This is a genomic window from Salinimicrobium catena (genome assembly GCF_900102915.1).
GTDB classification, from domain to species: domain Bacteria; phylum Bacteroidota; class Bacteroidia; order Flavobacteriales; family Flavobacteriaceae; genus Salinimicrobium; species Salinimicrobium catena.
In genome coordinates, this window is sequence record NZ_FNGG01000003.1 from 114,762 (window position 1) to 135,168 (window position 20,407).

The 20,407-nt window shown below is 39.3% G+C and carries 15 protein-coding genes and 1 riboswitch; of the genes, 11 read left to right on the forward strand and 4 right to left on the reverse strand.

The window, feature by feature from the left end; all coding sequences use genetic code 11:
* Positions 1–204 precede the first annotated feature (204 nt).
* Entirely contained in the window at positions 205–1,680 is a 1,476-nt protein-coding gene (locus BLS64_RS08295; RefSeq protein ID WP_093113060.1) for a hypothetical protein, read from the forward strand.
* 2,377 nt (positions 1,681–4,057) lie between these two features.
* Here the strand turns inward: BLS64_RS08295 and BLS64_RS08310 are convergent.
* Positions 4,058–4,399: a hypothetical protein gene (locus BLS64_RS08310; RefSeq protein ID WP_093113063.1), complete on the reverse strand. Its 342-nt coding sequence runs from the start codon at positions 4,397–4,399 to the stop codon at positions 4,058–4,060.
* A gap of 483 nt (positions 4,400–4,882) precedes the next feature.
* On the opposite strand from BLS64_RS08310, the gene BLS64_RS08315 reads away from it, so the two are divergent.
* The 7 genes from BLS64_RS08315 to metF all read left to right on the forward strand — a co-directional run bounded on the left by BLS64_RS08315 (position 4,883) and on the right by metF (position 12,551).
* Entirely contained in the window at positions 4,883–5,317 is a 435-nt protein-coding gene (locus BLS64_RS08315; protein ID WP_093113064.1) for an RrF2 family transcriptional regulator, read from the forward strand.
* Between the two features lie 179 nt (positions 5,318–5,496).
* Positions 5,497–6,483: an ATP-grasp domain-containing protein gene (locus BLS64_RS08320; protein WP_093113065.1), complete on the forward strand. Its 987-nt coding sequence runs from the start codon at positions 5,497–5,499 to the stop codon at positions 6,481–6,483.
* Positions 6,480–6,635: a hypothetical protein gene (locus tag BLS64_RS15270; RefSeq protein WP_218124606.1), complete on the forward strand. Its 156-nt coding sequence runs from the start codon at positions 6,480–6,482 to the stop codon at positions 6,633–6,635. Before BLS64_RS08320 ends, BLS64_RS15270 begins: the two co-directional genes overlap by 4 nt.
* Positions 6,636–6,660: 25 nt before the next feature.
* Positions 6,661–7,497 carry an LLM class flavin-dependent oxidoreductase gene (locus BLS64_RS08325; protein ID WP_256325193.1) on the forward strand — a complete coding sequence of 279 codons (837 nt, stop codon included), beginning with the start codon at positions 6,661–6,663 and terminating at the stop codon, positions 7,495–7,497.
* A 221-nt stretch (positions 7,498–7,718) separates the two neighbouring features.
* Positions 7,719–7,822: riboswitch (SAM riboswitch) on the forward strand.
* 48 nt (positions 7,823–7,870) lie between these two features.
* Complete coding sequence (locus BLS64_RS08330) at positions 7,871–8,896, forward strand: homocysteine S-methyltransferase family protein (protein WP_093113066.1); 1,026 nt, start codon at positions 7,871–7,873, stop codon at positions 8,894–8,896.
* Complete coding sequence (gene metH / locus BLS64_RS08335; protein WP_093113067.1) at positions 8,890–11,568, forward strand: methionine synthase; 2,679 nt, start codon at positions 8,890–8,892, stop codon at positions 11,566–11,568. The genes BLS64_RS08330 and metH overlap by 7 nt, the downstream gene beginning before the upstream one ends.
* 26 nt (positions 11,569–11,594) lie before the next feature.
* Entirely contained in the window at positions 11,595–12,551 is a 957-nt protein-coding gene (gene metF / locus BLS64_RS08340) for a methylenetetrahydrofolate reductase [NAD(P)H] (RefSeq protein WP_093113068.1), read from the forward strand.
* Between the two features lie 205 nt (positions 12,552–12,756).
* Here metF and BLS64_RS08345 read toward each other — a convergent pair whose 3' ends face one another.
* Positions 12,757–12,960, reverse strand: a complete 204-nt coding sequence (locus tag BLS64_RS08345) for a hypothetical protein (protein ID WP_093113069.1) — start codon at positions 12,958–12,960, stop codon at positions 12,757–12,759.
* 148 nt (positions 12,961–13,108) lie between these two features.
* On the opposite strand from BLS64_RS08345, the gene BLS64_RS08350 reads away from it, so the two are divergent.
* The 3 genes from BLS64_RS08350 to BLS64_RS08360 all read left to right on the forward strand — a co-directional run bounded on the left by BLS64_RS08350 (position 13,109) and on the right by BLS64_RS08360 (position 18,199).
* On the forward strand, positions 13,109–14,284 hold the full coding sequence (locus tag BLS64_RS08350) for a PepSY-associated TM helix domain-containing protein (protein WP_093113070.1): 1,176 nt from the start codon (positions 13,109–13,111) through the stop codon (positions 14,282–14,284).
* A 256-nt stretch (positions 14,285–14,540) separates the two neighbouring features.
* Positions 14,541–17,021, forward strand: coding sequence for a TonB-dependent receptor (locus BLS64_RS08355; protein ID WP_093113071.1), 2,481 nt, complete (start codon positions 14,541–14,543; stop codon positions 17,019–17,021).
* A gap of 65 nt (positions 17,022–17,086) precedes the next feature.
* On the forward strand, positions 17,087–18,199 hold the full coding sequence (locus BLS64_RS08360; protein ID WP_093113072.1) for a PepSY-associated TM helix domain-containing protein: 1,113 nt from the start codon (positions 17,087–17,089) through the stop codon (positions 18,197–18,199).
* Positions 18,200–18,514: 315 nt separating this feature from the next.
* Here the strand turns inward: BLS64_RS08360 and BLS64_RS08365 are convergent, their stop codons facing one another.
* A complete protein-coding gene (locus tag BLS64_RS08365; protein WP_317039635.1) occupies positions 18,515–18,763 on the reverse strand; it encodes a DUF6730 family protein in 249 nt (82 codons plus the stop codon).
* A gap of 222 nt (positions 18,764–18,985) precedes the next feature.
* Entirely contained in the window at positions 18,986–20,233 is a 1,248-nt protein-coding gene (locus tag BLS64_RS08370) for a site-specific integrase (protein ID WP_093113074.1), read from the reverse strand.
* Positions 20,234–20,407 lie beyond the last annotated feature (174 nt).

Here is a 20,407-nt window from a genome sequence, read left to right on the forward strand (position 1 = left end):
ATTTTTTAGCTTCATAATAACATTTGGGATGTTAATTATTTGATAATGAGGGTTTTTACCCACTATAAAGTCTTTTGTAATCCTTAATTTTACCAAAATTGTAATTTTTTATTCATTTCTGGTCATTCTTTTTAATGACAAAAGAGATTTAGCATAAAGAATTATCATTTAAATAATTTTTATTAACCATTCTAAATTTTAATTATGAGAAAATTCAAACTAATGTTTTGCTACTTCAGTGTACTGGCCTTGGCCTTTACCTCCTGTAGTAAAGACGAGACAAATCCAACTGACAATTCAGAAAAAGCTACGCTATCGTTTAGTGCGATTGTAAATGATTTGGCTTCAAAAAGTTCTAATAAACAGAGTAGTGCAAGTGATATTCCGGAGTGCTCAGATGCGCAACCCGCTTATGCAACGGTAGTGCTATCGCAAAACGGTATGCCAGTGGTTGGAACCATGGAAGCACCGTTTAGGGTCGATCTTGTTGCAGGTCAGGTTTTTACAGAAGAGACTCCTGAGCTAGAACTAGAGCCGGGAGAATATTCCTTAGATCATTTCATGGTTTATGACGCAGATGGTAACCTTATATGGGTTGCACCTGCAGGTGGTACAATGGCAGATTTTGTTGACGCTCCTTTACCCATGGATATAAGCTTAGGGGCAGGAGTCAAAAAGTATGTGGACGTTTCTGTTCTATGCTATGATGATCGTAATGTTAACGAATATGGATATTTATTTTTCGATCTGGACACCAACGAAGGAATCGAATTCTGTATTTTCGGAAATTATTGTGATGAAACAGGAAGACATTATCCTGCAGAATATAGCGTTGATGTCTGGAGATATGAAAATGGAACTAGAGGAAGTCAGATTTATAACGACCATGGCAATAACGTGTCACTGGACGGAAATGGCGATTACGCAACCGCTCCTTTATGTTTCATCCTTCCAGACACAGAAGGGATGGACGAATATTATTTCGAAATTACACTTGAGGATTCTGATGCTTACGGAGATGTCCAAAACAGGGTAATTAGATCCGGAGTCATCAACGATGATGAAGTAAGAAGTTTCTTTGATGGTGATAATAATTTGGAGTACTACCATTTTAGAACAGGATGTGAAGGGGAGGATAGTGTTCCCGTTTTCCAAGACCCTGAATCTGATGCTATTTTTTATAAGGCGATTGTTAGCGAGTTAAATGATTCGAACGCCAAGGGTCTAGCTTACTTAAAACTCGAGGATAATAGGCTATACACGACCGTTCTAGCGTCAGGAATGGAAGCAAACATGTTACACCCTCAGCACATACATGGTTTTGAAGATGATAGTAATTCAGTTTGTCCACCAAGTAGTGCAGATGAAGACGGAAATGGCTTTGTTACTTTAGGAGAAGGAGCTCCATTCTATGGACCGGTCCTTCTACCTTTAACACAAAATGATGGTTCATTTCCAACCGCAAATTCAGTGGGAACCTATACCTATAGCCAGAGTTTCACACTGGGAGAAGGAGAGACTATCTCTGCTGATGGAATTGATCCATTGGAGAACAGAGTAATTGTACTTCATGGTATGACAGCTGATTTGGATCCTAATGATGACCAAGCAGCAGAATACGTTGCCACCTTGCCTGTTGCATGTGGACAAATTCAGGAAATTACCCCATTCTCCTTGTAGATAAGGAAAATGACTCTTGAATAAATAATGAGAGAGGCTGTCTATTGGCAGCCTCTCTTTTTTTGATTAAACTCCATTTTTTATTCTTTATTCCGGTAGGCATTAAATAGGGTCTAAATATTCGTTTTCTTACATACCTCTAAAAACCGATACCCTTACGTATACTGTTTCAGTAACATCAGTATTTGATGATTTACGGTCGCTATCATAGTTAGAATGTTGATCTTGAAGGGGCGGAATTAGTGCTTTTAAGCATTACTACAACTGTGTTTGAAACTTTGCTTTCAGGCGACCTTTATTAATTATATGTTCATAATTCCCTAACTGGTTTAGGCTACTGTCTAAGGAATAGTCATCCAATAAAACTTTTCTTCAATTTAATAGCGAAGAAGGAATTAGCTCGAATATTAACTACAGTACATTTCTACTGTCTCACCTGCGCTGTACTTTGTAGTACTCCCGTCCCTAATTTAAGAGGTATATCATTAACAAAAACTTCTCCGCTCAGTAAAAACACTGCCTTTCTTGGAAAAAGTTTAGGACCCTTTAATGCACAAAAAAACTTCTAGAACTTCGTAGATATTAATGCTTTATTATTCATTTCTCCTTGGCATTAATGGTATCAAAAAATATCTTTAGTTTTGGACGTAAGGATCGACAGAAGAATGGTTCACAATTCGGTGAAAAAAAACCAATAGATTCAATGATTGGCGAGTTACATAATGGAAAATCTGTTTCCGTCAAACACAATTTACAGTATATCTAATCCTTTTTCAGTTATTGTGATCTCCTGATCATTAATGACAATAAAATTATTTTCTACAAGGTAATTAAGTTGATCATGAAGATTATCTACTTCTAATACTCTTTCGATGTCACCATTATTCAAATATTCAAGAATTCTTCGGGAGGTAATACTCATGGGGGAATTTTTTTGAAAATAAAATTAGAGCAACGAATTTTAATAGAGAAACTGTGTAGGTTGTGCTTTAAATTTTGAAACTATTAAAAAGAGTTTAACCATTTTTATACAGGGGAAGAAAATGCTTTGGTTTAATTTAGGGGAAGAATAAAATTATTGATCCCATAGAACAGAATTACATGAAGCTTTTAAGGGTTTCTCGTGAGAGTAAAGGATATGTTGTAGAGGCTTTACGCTCTATTCGAGTTTTTAAATTAAAAATAGCAGAGAAGAAAACCATTTTTCAAAAAAATGTCGACAATGGTACTTGGACTCATGAAAATGGTAAGAGCGTGAGCCGTCTACAGGAAAAGACTCTTCAGAGGTGGATCCGTGATCACCAGAAATATATCGAAAAATAGTTTTTTCATGATTGAGAGGGAATTCCCCTTTTAATTTGTTCAAAACCTCTTATCCAGAACCCCTTCTTTTTGGTTAAGAGGTTTTATTTTTAAAGCTTTTTCCTGCAGATCAAAGGGAAAGGGAAAGGGGAATATTTTTGCGGCACCACGCATTAGAAGTGATCAAAAAAAATATTTTCATGGTGAAAGGAAAGATTTTCTATTGTTGGAGTAAACGCATCACTCTGATGATGTAAATTCTCTTTATAACAGTTGGGTTCGAGGTTAAATTACATTCTGCAGTTCATCGAAAAAAGGGAAATATATTTATATACTATAAATGAGAAATATACTTTTGATGCTTAAAATGTTGGATGAAGAAGGTTATCTTGATCATATCGGCAATTCTGGTTCTCTTGTCCTGGATAAATATTGAATATGCTTTTGTGCAAAGTAAGATTCTTCGAATAATAATATCCAGTATTTTTTTATTCTTTGCCTTACGAGTAGGACATATAGGAAAGAATGCAGGAGTTATACCCTTTGTTTTACTCCCCCTATGTGATGTTTTTCTCCTTGGTTGGGAGAAAGACTTTATCAAATTGGCCTATTATGTAACTCATATAATATTTCTTCTTACGTTGATGTTTTTAACTGTAAGAGTTCTGGGAAGGGTAAAAGTTACAATTTTCGACATTATAGTTCTTGGAGCTTTTTTGGGAATCAATTCATTTATTCTCCTTTATTTAGGACAGTTCTTTTCTATCGATTTGCAAAGCGACATTTTAGAGGTTACATTTTATATAAATGGTTTTCTCATTATTGCACTAGTGCTGATAGCTTTTTTCTTCAGTATTCATAAAGCCAATACACTAACGTCCTACTTTTTTCTAGGAGTGTTACTATTGTCCCTTTCCGAATTAGTGATATATGCCATTCTTTTTATGGATCAAAAGAATTGGCAGAACATCGATAATCTGTTGTACGTTATAAGTTTATTTTTCCTGGTTCGAAGTTTTCAGGAGCATGTAATTTTTATAGAAGCGGAGTCTGATTAACTGAGGTTAAAAATAAGCTAGTTTATCTCTAATTGGAGATATAATAATCCTATACTTAAAATAAGAATCAACGGTATAGCGGCAAAATAAATCCATTTTCGTTCTATCTCTCTATTCATCGCATCCTTCAAAAGTTTTTCTTCAAATCTTTCCAGCACAATATATTTCTCAACCCCAAACTTCAAAGCCGCTTTACCTTTTTTAGTGATCGTTATAGCACCTTCAGGAGTAACATAAATTAAATTGTACTTTTGTAACTGCAAGAAAATCTTTATTTCTTTTTCAGAATTTAATTGAGGCATTGAACAAACTTTGTCCTGGAAAATCCTTAATACGTGTTCTTTAACATTTTCTTTCATTATTATCTCAGATTTGGGAAGACATAAATAATCAAGGCCCTAAAAATTTGATCGTTAAATTTTTAACTTCTTCTGTCACTACTAAAAAGGTCTCTACTTCAGATCAATCTATTTTCTTTTTCTTATACGTTAGAACTACATTTTATCCTGATATTATTAACCTTCTATTAGGAAGAAAGATGTGAAGAAATAATTACCTTGTTGTTTAGTAGAATAACAGGCAACAACAACCATGGCTTAGATTGAGTAAAATGATGCGCCTCTTTTTATAACTTTTCCAGAGGGAGAAATTAAACAGTAATCATAGTTTCTTTTGGTTAATCGTAGAGGGGAAACCTCTTTGGGAATGCAGAAGTATTCACTTCTCCCTGAAGGGGTTTTTTTGTATCGAAAAAGAATTTACCATTTTGGGACGGCGTTCTGGAGAAAGAGATAAGACTCTTTCAAATTCTAAGATTGCCGAAATATTTCTACCTTGTGACGATGCTTTCTAAAAGGACTAAATATGGAATAAAAGCACTGGCTCATCTGGCAAGAAAGGCTGAAAGGGAACCTGTGCAAACCGCCGAGATTGCTAAATGTGAAAACATATCCCATAAATTTCTGGAAAATATCCTCATCAGTCTTCGAAAAGCTGGTTTTCTGGGTTCGAGAAAAGGAAAGGGTGGGGGATATTATTTGATGAACCCCCCTTCACAAATAAAAATGACAGATGTGATCAGAGAGTTGGAAGGACCTATTGCGATGGTCCCCTGTGTTAGCCTTAATTACTATGAGAGGTGTGAAGATTGTCCTGATGAAGCTGCCTGCTCAGTACATGCCCTTATGATCCAGGTGAGGGACAGCACCTTGAGAGTATTGGGTGAGAATACCCTGGATGATATTGCGCAGGACAAGAGGAAAATAAATTCCCAATAATATGTTAAAAATGAAAATTGAATGGCTAAAAAGAAGATTCTTTTTACCAGGACCATTACTTTTGCCTTGAAACCTACTTAATTGGTAGGTTTAATATGATAAACGGGAAAACACTTTCAAAGAATTAAACTGTGGATTTTTCCTTTAGAAACAAATAATGCCCAAACAGTTAATGTAAAATGAATTATAAACGAAATACCCTTGCAATTTTCCACGAGCATCCAGATTGGTTCAAGCCTCTTTTCTCAGAGCTAGAAAAAAGAAAACTTCCATATAAAATATATAATGCAGCAGCGCATAGCTTTAGTCCTTTCATGCAGCAGCAGGATCTGTCGTATAAAGTCTTTTTTAACAGAATGAGTCCGTCGGCATACCTGCGCGACAATACACAGGCCATTTTTTATACCACGAGCCTTCTCAGTTATCTTGAGAGTAAGGGCGTGCGGGTAATAAATGGTTCAAAGGCCTGGAGGTACGAAATTTCCAAGGCTCTCCAACTCAGCTTGCTTGATTCTTTAGAGCTGTCTTATCCAAAAGCTGTGGTGATTAATCATGCGTCACAGGCTGTGGAGGCAAGCAGGGAATTGCGTTTCCCAATTGTGGTAAAAGCCAACATAGGAGGAAGTGGTGCAGGAATTGTGCGCTACAACAGCGCCGAGGAGCTTCACCAGGCGGTTTCTGAAGGAAATATTGATCTAGGACTTGATCATACTGCTCTGGTCCAGGAATTCATTCCGGCCAGGGGAGGTCATATCCATAGGGTTGAAACTCTTCAGGGAAAATATCTTTATGGTATAAAGGTCTATACTTCCGGCGATAGCTTTAATCTTTGTCCGGCAGACATCTGCCAAACCACCAATGGACAGGAACTTGTTCGCAATGCCTGTGCCGTGGACGCGGCAAAGAACGGTCTCAAAGTAGAGGCTTTTACTCCGCCCCAGGAAATTATCAATAATATTGAAAAGATCATGCGTAAAACCGAAATTGAAGTAGGGGGTATAGAATACATCATTGATGACCGTGATGGACAACTATACTACTACGACATTAACGCGATGTCGAACTTTGTGGCTGATGCAGTTAATGTAATTGGATTTGATCCACATGGAAAACTGGTGGATTTCCTGGAAAAAGAAACAAATAAAAAATTAGAAGTAGCGATATGAAGTTTGGATACTGGTTACCCGTTTTTGGTGGATGGTTGCGAAATGTAAACGAGGAGGAAATGTCAATTTCCTGGGACTATATAAAACAGCTTGCCCAGAAAAGTGAAGACTGGGGATATAGCCTTTCCCTGATCGCCGAATTATTTAAATGATATAAAAGGGGAGGAGGCGCCCTCCCTGGATGCCTGGTCTACAGCCGCAGCTCTTGCTGCTGTGACCAAGGAACTGGAAATCATGGTAGCCGTTAGGCCTACTTACCACAACCCTGCACTACTTGCTAAAGCGGTTGCTAACCTGGAGCATATCAGCAATGACAGAATATCCCTAAACGTTGTGGCATCCTGGTGGAAAGCTGAAGCCGAAAAATACGGCATCGAGTTTGATCAACATGACAACCGTTACGCCAGGACCAGTGAATGGATTGAACTTCTGTCAAAGCTGTGGCAGGAGGATCACGTTTCGTTTAACGGTAAGTATTATCAGGTACAGGATAACGTGCTGCAGCCAAAACCACGTAAAAAACCTTTTCTTTATGCCGGAGGGGAATCTGAAGCTGCCAAAACTATGATTAGTACGCAGTGTGATGGATATGTAATGCACGGTGACTCTCCCGAAGGAATAGCAAGGCGAATTGAAGGCATGAAGGAACGAAGGGAAAAGTTAGGACTGCCGCCAATGAAGTTTGGGGTGGCTGCTTATTCCATTGTTCGTGAAACTGAGCAGGAGGTTAAGAAAGAGATTGAAAGAATTACCAATGTTGAGGCTTCTTCGGCCAGTTACAAAAATTACCAGCAATGGGTGGAAAATACTCAACTTGAAAATGAACTTTCAAAAAAAGATTATTCAGTCTCTAATCGTGGTCTTAGAACCGGTCTCACAGGGACTCCTGCACAGGTTCAGGATCAGATAGTCGCTTTTGAAAAAATTGGGGTGGATTTTTTCCTGTTACAGGCGAGCCCGCAATTGGAGGAAATGGAACGATTTTCAAATACAGTTATTAATCAGCTTATCTAAAAAGTTATTTTTAAAGAAATCAACGGCTGTCATTGTGTATAGCCGTTTTTTTTGCCCCCTGCCCGATCAAGGTCAATTCCTGAGATACTGATCTTCAAGATTTTCTTACGCCCTTAGGCCACCATGAAAAAAAAGTGATAATAGTACCTGTTATGGAACTTGCAGTTTTCAATTAGAACTCCCATATTTGCGTTTTCCAGTTCATTTAAATTTTTGAATTTTCGTTATCAAGAAAGGTTGAGGGAATAGACCCGTTGAAGCCTTGGCAACCCTCCTTCTGGAGAAGGTGCTAAATTCTACCGCTTTTTCTGCGGATAGATAACAAAAAGAATATCCTTTCCCTTCTTTTTTGATAGCATTTTAATGCAATAACATGTCAAAAATAGAAGAAGTACTCTCTAAAAAAATTCTCATCCTGGATGGTGCCATGGGTACTATGTTGCAGGAGTATCGATTCACCGAAGAAGATTTCCGCGGAAAACGTTTTTCCGACTGGCCGGTTTCCCTAAAGGGCAATAATGATCTGTTGTCTCTTACACAGCCTAAGGCCATTGCAGATGTACACCGTAAATATTTTGAAGCTGGTGCAGACATAGTAGAAACCAATACCTTCTCAGGGACTGCCATTGCGATGGCAGACTATAAAATGGAGGAACTGGTGTACGAAATGAATTTCGAATCGGCCAGGATAGCGAAGGAGGTGGCGAAAGAGGTGACTTCGCGAGATCCTGAAAAACCGCGTTTCGTAGCGGGGGCCATGGGGCCCACTAATAAAACGGCGAGCATGAGTCCAGATGTAAATGACCCCGGCTTTCGTGCTATTTCTTTTGAAGAACTTAGGATTGCTTATAAACAACAGGCCCGTGCGCTCATAGACGGGGGAGTGGATGTATTGCTGGTGGAAACGGTATTCGATACCCTGAATGCCAAGGCCGCGCTTTTTGCTATTGATGAGCTTAAGGAAGAACTGGATAACGATATTCCGGTTATGATCAGTGGTACCATTACAGATGCTTCAGGAAGAACTCTTTCTGGCCAAACAGCAGAGGCCTTCCTGATCTCCATCTCCCACATGAATCTGCTAAGCGTTGGTTTCAATTGTGCGCTGGGAGCAAAACAGCTTACCCCATATCTGGAGGTACTGGCCCAAAAATCTGCCGCCGGTGTATCGGCTTATCCCAATGCGGGGCTCCCAAATGCATTTGGGGAGTACGACCAGTCCCCGTGGGATATGGCGAATCAGATCAAAAACTATCTCGAGAGGGGTTTGGTTAATATTCTGGGCGGCTGCTGCGGAACAACTCCGGAACATATTCAAGCCATTGCCGCAGTTGCAAAAGATTATAAGCCACGAGTGATTAAAAGAGAGTTAACATACGACAACTTTAAAGGATGCTAGAAATCAGACCTCTTAAATTATCTGGGCTGGAGCCCCTGGTAATCACCCCCGAAAGCAATTTCATAAACATTGGGGAGAGAACGAATGTCGCAGGTTCAAAGAAATTCCTGAGGCTTATAAAAGAAGAAAAATTTGAGGAAGCCCTATCTGTGGCCCGGGAGCAGGTAGAGGGTGGTGCACAGATCATAGACATCAATATGGACGACGGGTTAATTGAAGGAAGAGAAGCGATGGTTAAGTTCCTGAACCTGTTGGTTGCAGAACCCGATATTGCCCGGGTGCCTATAATGATCGACAGCTCCAAATGGGAGATCCTGGAGGCGGGTTTACAGGTTGTACAGGGAAAATGCGTGGTGAATTCAATTAGCCTCAAGGAAGGGGAGGAAGAGTTCCTCACGCACGCAAAGAGGATCAAACGCTACGGGGCTGCGGTCATCGTCATGGCCTTCGATGAGGTGGGGCAGGCAGATAACTATGAGCGTCGCGTGGAGATTGCCAAACGGTCCTATCAACTGCTTGTAGAGAAGGTGAAATTTCCGCCCGAGGATATCATTTTTGATCTGAATATCTTCCCGGTGGGAACAGGAATGGAAGAGCACCGACGGAATGCCATAGATTATTTTGAGGCCACTCGTTGGGTGAAAAAGAATCTTCCTCATGTGAGTTTAAGCGGGGGAGTGAGTAACGTCTCCTTTTCTTTCCGCGGAAATAATCCGGTGCGCGAAGCCATGCATTCTGTCTTTCTTTATCATGCTATACGGGCGGGAATGAACATGGGGATCGTAAATCCTGCTTTACTCGAAGTGTATGATAACATTCCAGAGGACTTGTTGGAGCATGTGGAAGATGTAATCCTTGATAGAAGGGATGACGCAACTGAAAGGCTACTCTCGTTTGCCGAGACAGTGGTCGGCACTGAAAAAGAAAGTAAAATAGACTTTTCCTGGAGGGAAAAGCTCCTACAGGAACGTATCACCCATGCTTTGGTGAAGGGAATAGATTCTTTTATAGTTGAAGATGTGGAAGAGGCACGCAAACAGAGTGACAGACCACTGGATGTAATTGAAGGCCCTCTGATGACCGGAATGAATGTAGTGGGAGATCTATTTGGAAGCGGAAAAATGTTCCTACCACAGGTGGTAAAGTCGGCCCGCGTGATGAAAAAAGCGGTGGCATACTTGCTGCCGTACATTGAGGCCGACAAAAAGAATAAAAGGAGCTCGGCTGGGAAAGTTCTTATGGCTACGGTAAAGGGAGATGTGCACGACATCGGGAAAAATATCGTGAGCGTTGTGCTGGGCTGTAATAATTATGAGATCATTGACCTGGGGGTAATGGTACCGCCGGAAAAGATCATTGAAACGGCCAAGACCGAAAACGTTGATGCTATTGGCCTAAGTGGATTAATCACACCGTCACTCGACGAAATGGTTTTCTTGGCGAAGGAAATGGATCGGCAGGGTTTCAGCGTTCCTTTGTTGATTGGTGGGGCTACTACCTCAAAGGCTCATACGGCAGTGAAAATTGATCCGCAGTACAGGAACGCCGTCGTTCATATTAATGACGCTTCGCGTGCCGTTACTGTGGTGGGGGACTTGCTAAAGGTCAATACTCGTCAAAAATATATAGATGACCTTAAATCCGATTATGAAATATTCCGCCAGAATTTTAGCAAAAGGAGTAAGGTGAAATCTTTTTTAAGTTTAGGGCAGGCAAGGATTAATAAATTTTGTATTGACTGGAACCAATCGAAGATTCACGCACCTCAAAAGCCAGGGATCCACGTCATTGAGGACCTGGAACTGGAGAAGCTGGAAAAATATATCGATTGGACCCCTTTTTTCAGGAGCTGGGAATTGCACGGGAGATATCCCAAAATACTTAAAGATGAGCTGGTAGGGGAACAAGCAACAACGCTTTTTACTGACGCACAGAAAATGCTGAGAAGGATCTTTGATGAGAGACTGCTAAAAGCAAAAGCTGTTTATGGTCTTTTTCCTGCGAATACGATTAATGTTGACGATATTGAAATTCGATATCGGGAGAATTCCGAAGAAAAAACAATGATTTTTCGCACCCTCCGTCAGCAGCTGGATAAACACGAAGGAAAGTCAAATTTCGCGCTGGCCGACTTTGTAGCACCACGAGAATTAGGAATCCAGGATTATATGGGCTGTTTTTGTGTTACTGCGGGCTTTGGTACAGAACAACTGTCAAGACAATTTGAAGCAGAACACGATGATTACAATTCCATTTTAATCAAAGGCCTTGCCGATAGGCTCGCCGAGGCTTTTGCTGAATATCTCCACGAAAAGATCAGGATAGATGATTGGGGCTATGCTCCTGAAGAAAATTTGAGTAACGAAGAATTGATCAGGGAGAGGTATAAAGGTATCCGACCGGCGCCGGGGTACCCAGCCTGCCCTGATCACCTGGAAAAAATAAGTATTTGGCAAGTACTGAAGGTAGAGGAGAGGATTGGTGTAAAACTGACCGATAGTCTGGCAATGTGGCCCGCTGCAAGTGTAAGTGGATATTATTTCGCTAATCCCGAAGCCCGATATTTTGGAGTGGGTAAAATTAAAGAAGACCAGGTGAAAGATTTCGCTGAGAGAAAAGGAATCAGCTTTGAAACAGCCAAAAAATGGCTTAATCCTTCAATAGCAGAATAAGAGCTTAAAATACAGTAGAATAAAAAATGAAGATTACCGAACATATAAAAGCTTCAAAAGGAAGATCATTGTTTTCTTTCGAGATCCTGCCCCCTTTGAAGGGGCATAATATTCAAGGTATCTTTGACGGAATTGATCCCCTGATGGACTTCAAACCACCCTTTGTAGACGTTACGTACCACAGGGAAGAATACGTCTATATCGAAAGAGAAAAAGGATTGCTTGAAAAAAGAGTTGTACGGAAGCGACCGGGAACGGTGGGTATTTGCGCTGCTATCCAGAATAAATATAAAGTGGATGCTGTTCCGCATATTCTTTGTGGCGGCTTCTCAAAAGAGGATACAGAAAACTTTTTGATCGACCTGGATTTCCTGGGAATTCAAAATGTCATGGCTCTGCGAGGGGATGCCGTCAAGAGTGAATTATATTTTACACCGGAAGCAGACGGACATCGATATGCAGGTGAACTTGTGAAGCAGGTAGCAGGTATGAACGAGGGGAAATTTCTTGATGAAGCGTTGGAAAACGGTCACTGCACAGATTTTTGTATCGGAGTAGCCGGGTATCCCGAGAAGCACATGGAGGCTCCGAGTCTGGAGCGGGATATCCAGAACCTTAAAGCGAAACAGGAGGCGGGCGCAGAGTATATCGTCACACAAATGTTCTTTGATAATGAGAGGTTTTTCCAGTTTGAACAAAAATGCCGGGAAAACGGGATAACCATTCCTATTATTCCCGGTTTGAAACCCATTTCGATAAAGAGGCACCTTAGTCTTATCCCTCATCGGTTCCATGTGGACCTTCCTGATGAGTTAATCAGGGAAGTGGAAAAGTGCGGAAGTAATAAAGAGGTACAGGAGGTGGGCATAGAGTGGTGTGTTCAGCAGAGCAAAGAATTGGTGGCTGCGGGAGTGCCTGTTCTTCATTATTATTCCATGGGAAAGAGTAAAAACATTAAGAGAATTGCGGCTCAAGTTTTTTAAAGATCGGAATTTCTTGGAATTGGAAAATGAATGACCGACGGAGGGAGGAGCTGGGAATTCCTTATAAATTTGAGAATTACTATATTGAATCGTTTTAGTACTTTAATTAATCGATGTTGAATTGTGTGAAAGGAGGCGAAAATTTTTTCGCTTCCTTTTTTAGGTTTCTGCCATAGTATAAGCAAGTTTAAATATTATTACACGATTAACCGGCTTCTTTGTTAGAAGCTTCAGAGCCTTCTTTTTGGGGGAACAATGGGGCAGGATCTGAATCGTCATTTGTACTGGTATTAATGTATGCCTGGGTATATTGCTCCAATTGTTCTTGTGCCGAATGAATATTTGCCATTATCAGCTTCTTAAACTCCAGAAATTCTTCATTGTTATATCTGGATGTACGTTGATTCATGGATCATGGAAATTAGATAACTCTTTTAAATTTACCAAAAGTTAAAGGATCTGAGGATGTGAAAAGGAAGAATACTTGCAAAAACGAATGAACCTGTATACTTTTACATCTTATTTAGATTTAGTCTAAACTACCATTGCATGTACTTATGAAAAAAAGGAAACCCTCCGTCGCATTTAAAGAATTGATTCGTCAGGCCCATCTCTATTTAGGTTTGGTTAGTGGTCTTGTGGTTTTTATTGTTTCTGTTACCGGCTGTCTTTGGGCATTCCAGGAAGAGATCAACAAATTTACTTCTACTCTACCCACCATTGAAAAGCAGAATCTGCCGGTAATTTTACCTTCTGAAGCAAAGGAACTGGCGCATGAGGTTTTTCCGGGAAGATTGATTCATGGGACACTTTATGAGGCTCAGAACGATCCCATAAAGGTTATTTTTTACGAACTGGAACCGGAATTTTATCAAACTGTTTATTTGCATCCATATTCGGGGGAAGTACTTGAGATAGATAATAATTTGAAGGGTTTTTTTCCTTTTGTACTTGAAGGGCACAGGTACCTTTGGATGCCCAAATTTATAGGTGAACAAGTAGTAGCCTGGAGTACGGTAATTTTTGCGTTCATGTTAATTAGTGGCATTGTGCTCTGGTGGCCAAAAAAGCGGAAACAACGCAAACAGAAGTTCAGTTTTGACTGGAAAAAGAGCACGCGGTGGAAAAGAAAAAATTATGATCTCCATTCTGTTGTAGGCTTTTATGTAAGTTTTGTTGCGATCATCGTTATATATACGGGATTGGTCATGGCTTTTGATTCTTTTGGAGCTGCTGTATATTATGGTCTTGGGGGAGAAAAGGAAGCTTTATGGCGGTTGTCAAAAAATTATGAAAATAGTTCTAGAATAGCTGGAAAGCTGGAGCCTATTGATCAATTATATTATGATCTTAGAGAGGAATATCCACAGGCAAATGATCTTGAATTCCATTATCCTTATGCCTCTTCTGACGCTATATATGTAGAGATTGGTTATCAGGACGGGGTTTATTACGATGCCGATTATCGTTTTTACGACAACAAATCATTGCAAGAAATCTCATCACCTACTTTATATGGTAAATATGAAGAAGCCGGTTTTCCGGAAAAAGTATTGCGCATGAATTACGACATTCACGTGGGAGCTATTGGGGGAATCCCGGGGAAAGTTCTTGCCTTCTTTATAAGTTTACTTTGTGCCTCTCTTCCGATAACGGGGTTTCTGCTGTGGTATGGACGAACAATTAAAAAAAAGAAAGTCATATCCAAACCTATTTTGGCTTATCAAGAGTAAATGTTTTTCATCACATTCGTTGGCCGACGGATTTTAATTTTTGGATGAAGTTTCCTCAGATGTCCTCAACAACTTCAAAATCTTAAATGCGCAGATTGTTAAAATTAATTAGTTAATGGGTTGATTTTCTGACAATGAAACTTTTTTAAAACAATTTTATTTATAAAGATTATAAATAAGCTTTCTTTTGTAGGTTGTGGTTCCTACATTTGCGCTGTTATTTACATTTAATCTAAATAAAGTTAATCCTTAAAACATGAGTCAGAAATACATATTGCTGAGTTTTTTTCTATTTGTAACACAGTGGAGTTTTAGCCAAACAACAGGAAATATAAAGGGAACGGTTATCAATAAAAATGGTAATGCAATTGCGCATGCTAATATTACTATTCCAAATTCAGGTATGGGAACCGAATCGGAGGAGGATGGGAGTTTTCTCCTTCAGAATGTTCCTACCGGCAATTATAACCTTCGTATATCTTATGTAGGATTTCAAACCAGGGAACTTGCAGTTTCTGTTCAGGGTGGTGCAACCACTACTGTTCCTGCCATAATTCTTAATAATAAAGAACAGGATTTAGAAGAGGTTGTAGTAAGAGCCAATGGAAACATTAATGAATTTGCGAGAGGTAAGACTCCCTACGTCGCTAAATTACCATTGAAGGATATTGAAAACCCTCAGGTTTATAATACAATTACCACCGAACTTTTAGAAGAGCAGGTAGTTACTAACTTTGATGATGCCATCAGAAATGCACCAGGTATTTCTAAGCTTTGGGAATCTACTGGTCGTGGGAATGATGGAGCTGGATATTATTCGTTGAGAGGTTTTCCTGTTCAGCCAACCCTAGTGAATGGTTTGCCCGGAGTCACTAATGGTAGTCCAGACCCTGCGAATATCGATAGGATTGAGGTTATCAAGGGGCCGTCTGGAACCCTTTATGGAAGCAGCTTGATTTCGTATGGTGGTCTTATCAATATCGTGACTAAAAAGCCATATGATTATTTTGGAGGAAATATTTCCTATACTATCGGAAGTTTCGGTTTAAACCGTGTGACTGCGGATGTTAATACTCCTCTTGATGAAGCCGGGAGAGTGGCCCTAAGAGTGAACACTGCTTATCATAAGCAAAATAGTTTCCAGGATTTAGGGTTTCAAGAATCTTTCTTTATAGCACCTTCTTTGAGCTATACCGTAAACGATCGTTTGTCCTTTCTTGTAAATACAGAAATTTATACAGGAGAAAGCACCAACCCTACGATGTTATTTGTAGATAGAGGCGCCCCTCTTACTGCTACTAATATTGAAGAATTAGGATATAATCCCAACCTTTCTTATACAAGTAATGAATTAACTCTCAAAAATCCTAGTTATAGTCTTCAGGGGCAAATGAATTATCAGCTTTCTGATAATTGGCTTTCCCAGACTGTTTTGTCTCGCGCTTCAGCGAAGGCAAAAGGACATTATACATATCTGTATGAAACTACCCGCTTCTTCAAGGAAAGAGAAGAAGTTGAAGGTTCTGTAACAAACCTTGATGAGGGGCTTGTATTTACAAGATATATGAATCACCAAAATTCCACTACGCTTACTTCAGACATTCAGCAAAATTTCATTGGGGAATTTACTGTAGCAGGAATGAGAAACCGTATGGTGGTAGGTTTGGATTATTATAACCGACAAGTGATCGATAACAGTTCGGGATATGTCGCCAATGGGAATGTCTATATTGGTGATGCCAGTCTTCAAAATGTGAATGAAAGTGTTTATGGAATATTTGATCCTTCTGCTTACATAAGTGATAATGATAACGGAATCCTTTCTGTAGCAGCTGCCAATAATTTGCTTGCAAATTCGCAGCTGAACAATAATACGGTTGAAGAGGATGTCTACAGTGCTTATGTCTCTAATGTAATCAATTTTACCCCAAAAATTTCTGCTATGGCTAGTTTAAGGGTAGACAGGTTTGAAAATGATTCTCACAGTCAAACCACACTTTCTCCAAAATTCGGAATTGTTTACCAACCTGTTTTGGAACGAGTTTCCCTTTTCGGAAATTATATGGATGGCTTCAGGAACATAGCTCCAGGCCAGGAAGGAAACCCTGCTGAAGGGCAAACAACGACTGTTACTTTTGAGCCCGAAAGAGCAAGGCAGCTAGAAGTTGGTACTAAGTTGAATCTTATACGCAACAAGATTGCAGCCACAATAAGTTATTATGATATACAGGTGTCGAATATTGTAATGGAAGAGACTGGGAGACCTTTCTTTTATGTGCAGGATGGAGAACGCTACAGCCGTGGGTTTGAAGCCAGTATTACTGCGACTCCTTTTGAAGGATTAAACATTATAGCAGGATATAGCCATAACGACAGCAAATTGACAGTATCTGATCAAACCGACTTTTTAGGAAGAAGACCGGAATCTGCAGGACCTGAGGATCTTGCTAATCTATGGGCAAGCTATAGGTTTCATGAAGGAACACTGGAAGGATTTGGATTTGGTCTTGGGGGTAATTACGCAAGTGAGAACATGATCTTTAACCGAGAGGTTGGAGGGATTTTTACCCTTCCATCATACACTGTGTTAAATGCAGCGGTTTTTTATAATGTTCAAAAATTCTCCCTCAATTTAAAGCTGAACAATCTTGGTGACGAAGAGTATTACAATGGTTGGTCAACGATCAACCCTCAGGCTCCACGAAACTTTGCGGCCAGCTTTACCTATAATTTTTAATTTGAATTAAACTAAGAAAACCGTCCGGAGAAATTTAATTTTGCCCGGACGTTTTTTTTTATGTGATGTCGAAAGCGAAAAAACAAAAGAGATATAAACTCTGGGCAGCGAAGCTGCACCTTTGGTTAGGCCTTACTTCGGGGCTTGTTGTTTTTATTGTAGCAGTTACCGGTTGTATTTTCGTTTTTCATGATGAGATTCGCGACCTTACTCAGGATTGGAGAAAAATAGAACCAAGAGAACAGGAATTTGTACCTCCATCACTCCTGCAAAAAGAAGTGAAGGAGCATTTTCCGGGGGCAGATGTAAGTATGGTTGTTTACCAGGACCGGGAAAGGCCGGCGCATATAGCTACCTTTTTAGAAGGAACCTTACACAATATCTATTTAGATCCCTATACAGGGGAAATTATACATATTCAGAATACTGAAAAGGATTTCTTCCTCATTATAGAAGACCTACATATGCACCTCATGCTTCCAGAGGAAGTAGGAAAGCAGGTAGTGGGAATATCCACCATTATTTTTATCATAATGCTTATAACCGGAATCATTCTCTGGTGGCCTAAGAAAAGAAAAAATCTTAAAAAACATCTGACCATAAAATGGAAAGCCAGGTGGAGAAGGGTTAATTATGACTGGCACAGAACAACTGGTCTCTATGTCACTATACTTGGGCTGCTATTGGCAATAACCGGCCTAAGCTTTTCTTATGAATGGATGCACAGTACTTTTTACCAAATTGGAAATCTAGGACAGGAATACCCAGCGGATTTCATCTCTTTGAAAATAAGTGAGGAAGCCGAGGATTCTGGAGTTCCTGTTGTTGACAAGGCAATGGCACAGACCTTCGCAATATATCCCCAGAGTGGGATGTTCTTTGTATGGGATCAAGGGAAAGACTTGCCCACAATTACCGGTGCCTATCCAGAAGCCCTACATTTTGACCATCAGTCGAATTTTTATTTTCATCCTGTAAGCGGTGATCTTTTACAGGAGCATTTCTATAGAGATAAAAGTAATGGACTTAAATTGCAGGAAATGAGCTATGGGCTTCATACCGGGCAATATTTTGGGTTAGGGGGAAAAATACTAGTTTTTTTAGGCAGTTTTTTTATTGCAGGTCTACCGGTTTCGGGGTTCCTGTTGTGGTGGGGAAGAAGAAATAAGCAGATTTAATCGGCTGATATTATTTGTTTAAGCCCCCAAATCTACCATAACTTACCTGGCGCTGGATCCTGTGCTGTTTTTATAGCGTACGGAAGTTAAGCGTGAAGTAAAAACAGTATAGGGCGCATTATGGTGAGTTCTGGTTTAGGATCAATCTTGTGAATCGGCCATTTTCTCCGGTTTTTCCAGAAGATACTTAAAAAATATTGCTTCTTCTTCTATTTTTGGATTGCTGCCAGGTGTTACCTTTTCTGAACCTGCGACTAGAAAGTTTAGGTGCCTTATCACAGTCACTAGTATAACTAAAAAACTCTTAAACAGAATTCACAAACTTTTAGAGAATATGTAAGCTTTATTTAATTTCTGATTAATGGCCTTTAGTGCTTCGGCAGTCAGAATATCTCTTTTCTCTTGGTGCTGAAAGAAAAATTTTAATTGTTTATCCAAAGGCTCGATAGTAACAGAAATGATTCTATTATGAAGGCCATTCGGCAACTTCTTCAACTTTATTAGACCTTTCTTAAACTCCTCCATTGCATCGGTCATGAGCTCCATTATTTCATCCAGCTTGATGGTTCTTCATCTTCCTCACATATTCATCTATGGATTTTGGTTTCGCTTTTTATTACGGAAGGAGTATAGTTAGATTATTTTCATTAAATATTTAAAACAAGGAAGAGTTTACTCAATTATCATAACAAAAAAGATAAAACCACTTATTATTACCAAAAATGGGAAAAGATGGCAAAAGATAACATTTTCTTGAGAATTACATGCAGTAAGGAATGTTGAAAATCACTCTCTACTGTTTAATCTTTCTTCTCGTTTTCTTTTAAAGGTTAAAGACAGATTTTCCATATCTGTACTGATTTTTTCCTCCAGTACTCTTGCATAGATCTGGGTGGTAGAAAGTTTGGAATGTCCTAAAAGTTTGGAAACGGTTTCTATGGGTACTCCATTAGATAAGGTAACTGTAGTTGCAAATGTATGTCGTGCAGAATGGAAGGAAATTTTTTTCCGAATCCCACAGGCAGAAGCAATTTCCTTTAAATAAGAATTGATCTGCTGATTAGAAACCACCGGAAATAATCGTTCATCATCATTTGCAGTTTTCTGATATTTTGAAAGGATCTCCTGAGCCTGGTAAAGAAGAGGGATCTTGACTGTTTCTGACGTTTTTTCCCTTTTTGTGTAAATCCATGTTTTACCATCAGACCCAGTTAAAAGCTGCTTAGGTGAGAGATTCTTAATGTCAATATAGGACAATCCACTGAAGCAGGAGAAAAGAAATATATCTTTGGTTCTTTCGAGACTTCCTCGTCTAAACTGCGTATTTTCCAGCTTTTCCAATTCATGTTCGTTAAGAAACTGTCGGTCTGATTTTGAGAATTTGAGTTGATAATTGATAAATGGATTTTTCGGAAGCCATTCCAGCTTAACAGCTAACCGTACCATTTTTTTCAAACGTTCCAGATGTTTCATGGTTCCGTTATTGGAACAGATCTTCCTATCTTTAAAAGGGGAGTAGGTTCTAATAAAAATTTCGAATTCTGTAATAAATTTATAATTGAGTTCAGAAAGAAAGATATCTTCACTTTTAAATTTTATGGCTAAGAATTCCTTAAGATACTTTTCTGTTGTGCGGTAATTCTTCAGAGTACCTGGTTTAAGAATGGAAACCATTTTTTTATTATGGTAGTCTACTAACTCCATTAAAGTCTTTGTTCGGGCATCCGTCCCGTGAAATCGAGCTTTAATGCTTTTAGCGGTGATCACCTTATTTTCAGCACAAAGTTCTTTGTGGCAGTCTAAAAACCTGGCATTTACCTGATCAAGATATTGGTTAAGTTTCTTAATTATTGGAGAAGTTCCTCTTCCTCGTCCTTTGGAAGTGTCCCAATAATTCACCGGTACAGTTCGTTTTAAACTGAGTTCTGTTCGTTTTCCGTTTACAGTAATCCGTGCATAAACAGAGAGTTTAGATTTGTCATCTTTCGTATTTCTTACGAAGAATAATACAGAAAAGGTAGTAAAATCAGGCATTGCGAAGGTATTGGGTTAAACGAAATTTTTCTTGAAGAACAAATTTAATTCTGCTAATTACCTTCTGAAGTTACGGAATAAAGTGTAAATTTTAATTCACCGAATCATTCACCAAACTATTGATTTTAGATGATATTATCTGATATCCCTAAAAACAAAAAGCACTGAAAATCA

What these genes read in the sequence shown, in the direction of transcription:
- BLS64_RS08360 (WP_093113072.1), top strand. Translation starts at nt 17,087, where the DNA reads ATGTCGAAAGCGAAAAAACAAAAGAGATATAAACTCTGGGCAGCGAAG.
- BLS64_RS08320 (WP_093113065.1), top strand. Translation starts at nt 5,497, where the DNA reads ATGAATTATAAACGAAATACCCTTGCAATTTTCCACGAGCATCCAGAT.
- BLS64_RS08315 (WP_093113064.1), top strand. Translation starts at nt 4,883, where the DNA reads ATGCTTTCTAAAAGGACTAAATATGGAATAAAAGCACTGGCTCATCTG.
- BLS64_RS08345 (WP_093113069.1), bottom strand. Translation starts at nt 12,960, where the DNA reads ATGAATCAACGTACATCCAGATATAACAATGAAGAATTTCTGGAGTTT.
- BLS64_RS08330 (WP_093113066.1), top strand. Translation starts at nt 7,871, where the DNA reads ATGTCAAAAATAGAAGAAGTACTCTCTAAAAAAATTCTCATCCTGGAT.
- BLS64_RS08295 (WP_093113060.1), top strand. Translation starts at nt 205, where the DNA reads ATGAGAAAATTCAAACTAATGTTTTGCTACTTCAGTGTACTGGCCTTG.
- BLS64_RS08355 (WP_093113071.1), top strand. Translation starts at nt 14,541, where the DNA reads ATGAGTCAGAAATACATATTGCTGAGTTTTTTTCTATTTGTAACACAG.
- BLS64_RS08370 (WP_093113074.1), bottom strand. Translation starts at nt 20,233, where the DNA reads ATGCCTGATTTTACTACCTTTTCTGTATTATTCTTCGTAAGAAATACG.
- metH (WP_093113067.1), top strand. Translation starts at nt 8,890, where the DNA reads ATGCTAGAAATCAGACCTCTTAAATTATCTGGGCTGGAGCCCCTGGTA.
- BLS64_RS08310 (WP_093113063.1), bottom strand. Translation starts at nt 4,399, where the DNA reads ATGAAAGAAAATGTTAAAGAACACGTATTAAGGATTTTCCAGGACAAA.
- metF (WP_093113068.1), top strand. Translation starts at nt 11,595, where the DNA reads ATGAAGATTACCGAACATATAAAAGCTTCAAAAGGAAGATCATTGTTT.
- BLS64_RS15270 (WP_218124606.1), top strand. Translation starts at nt 6,480, where the DNA reads ATGAAGTTTGGATACTGGTTACCCGTTTTTGGTGGATGGTTGCGAAAT.
- BLS64_RS08350 (WP_093113070.1), top strand. Translation starts at nt 13,109, where the DNA reads ATGAAAAAAAGGAAACCCTCCGTCGCATTTAAAGAATTGATTCGTCAG.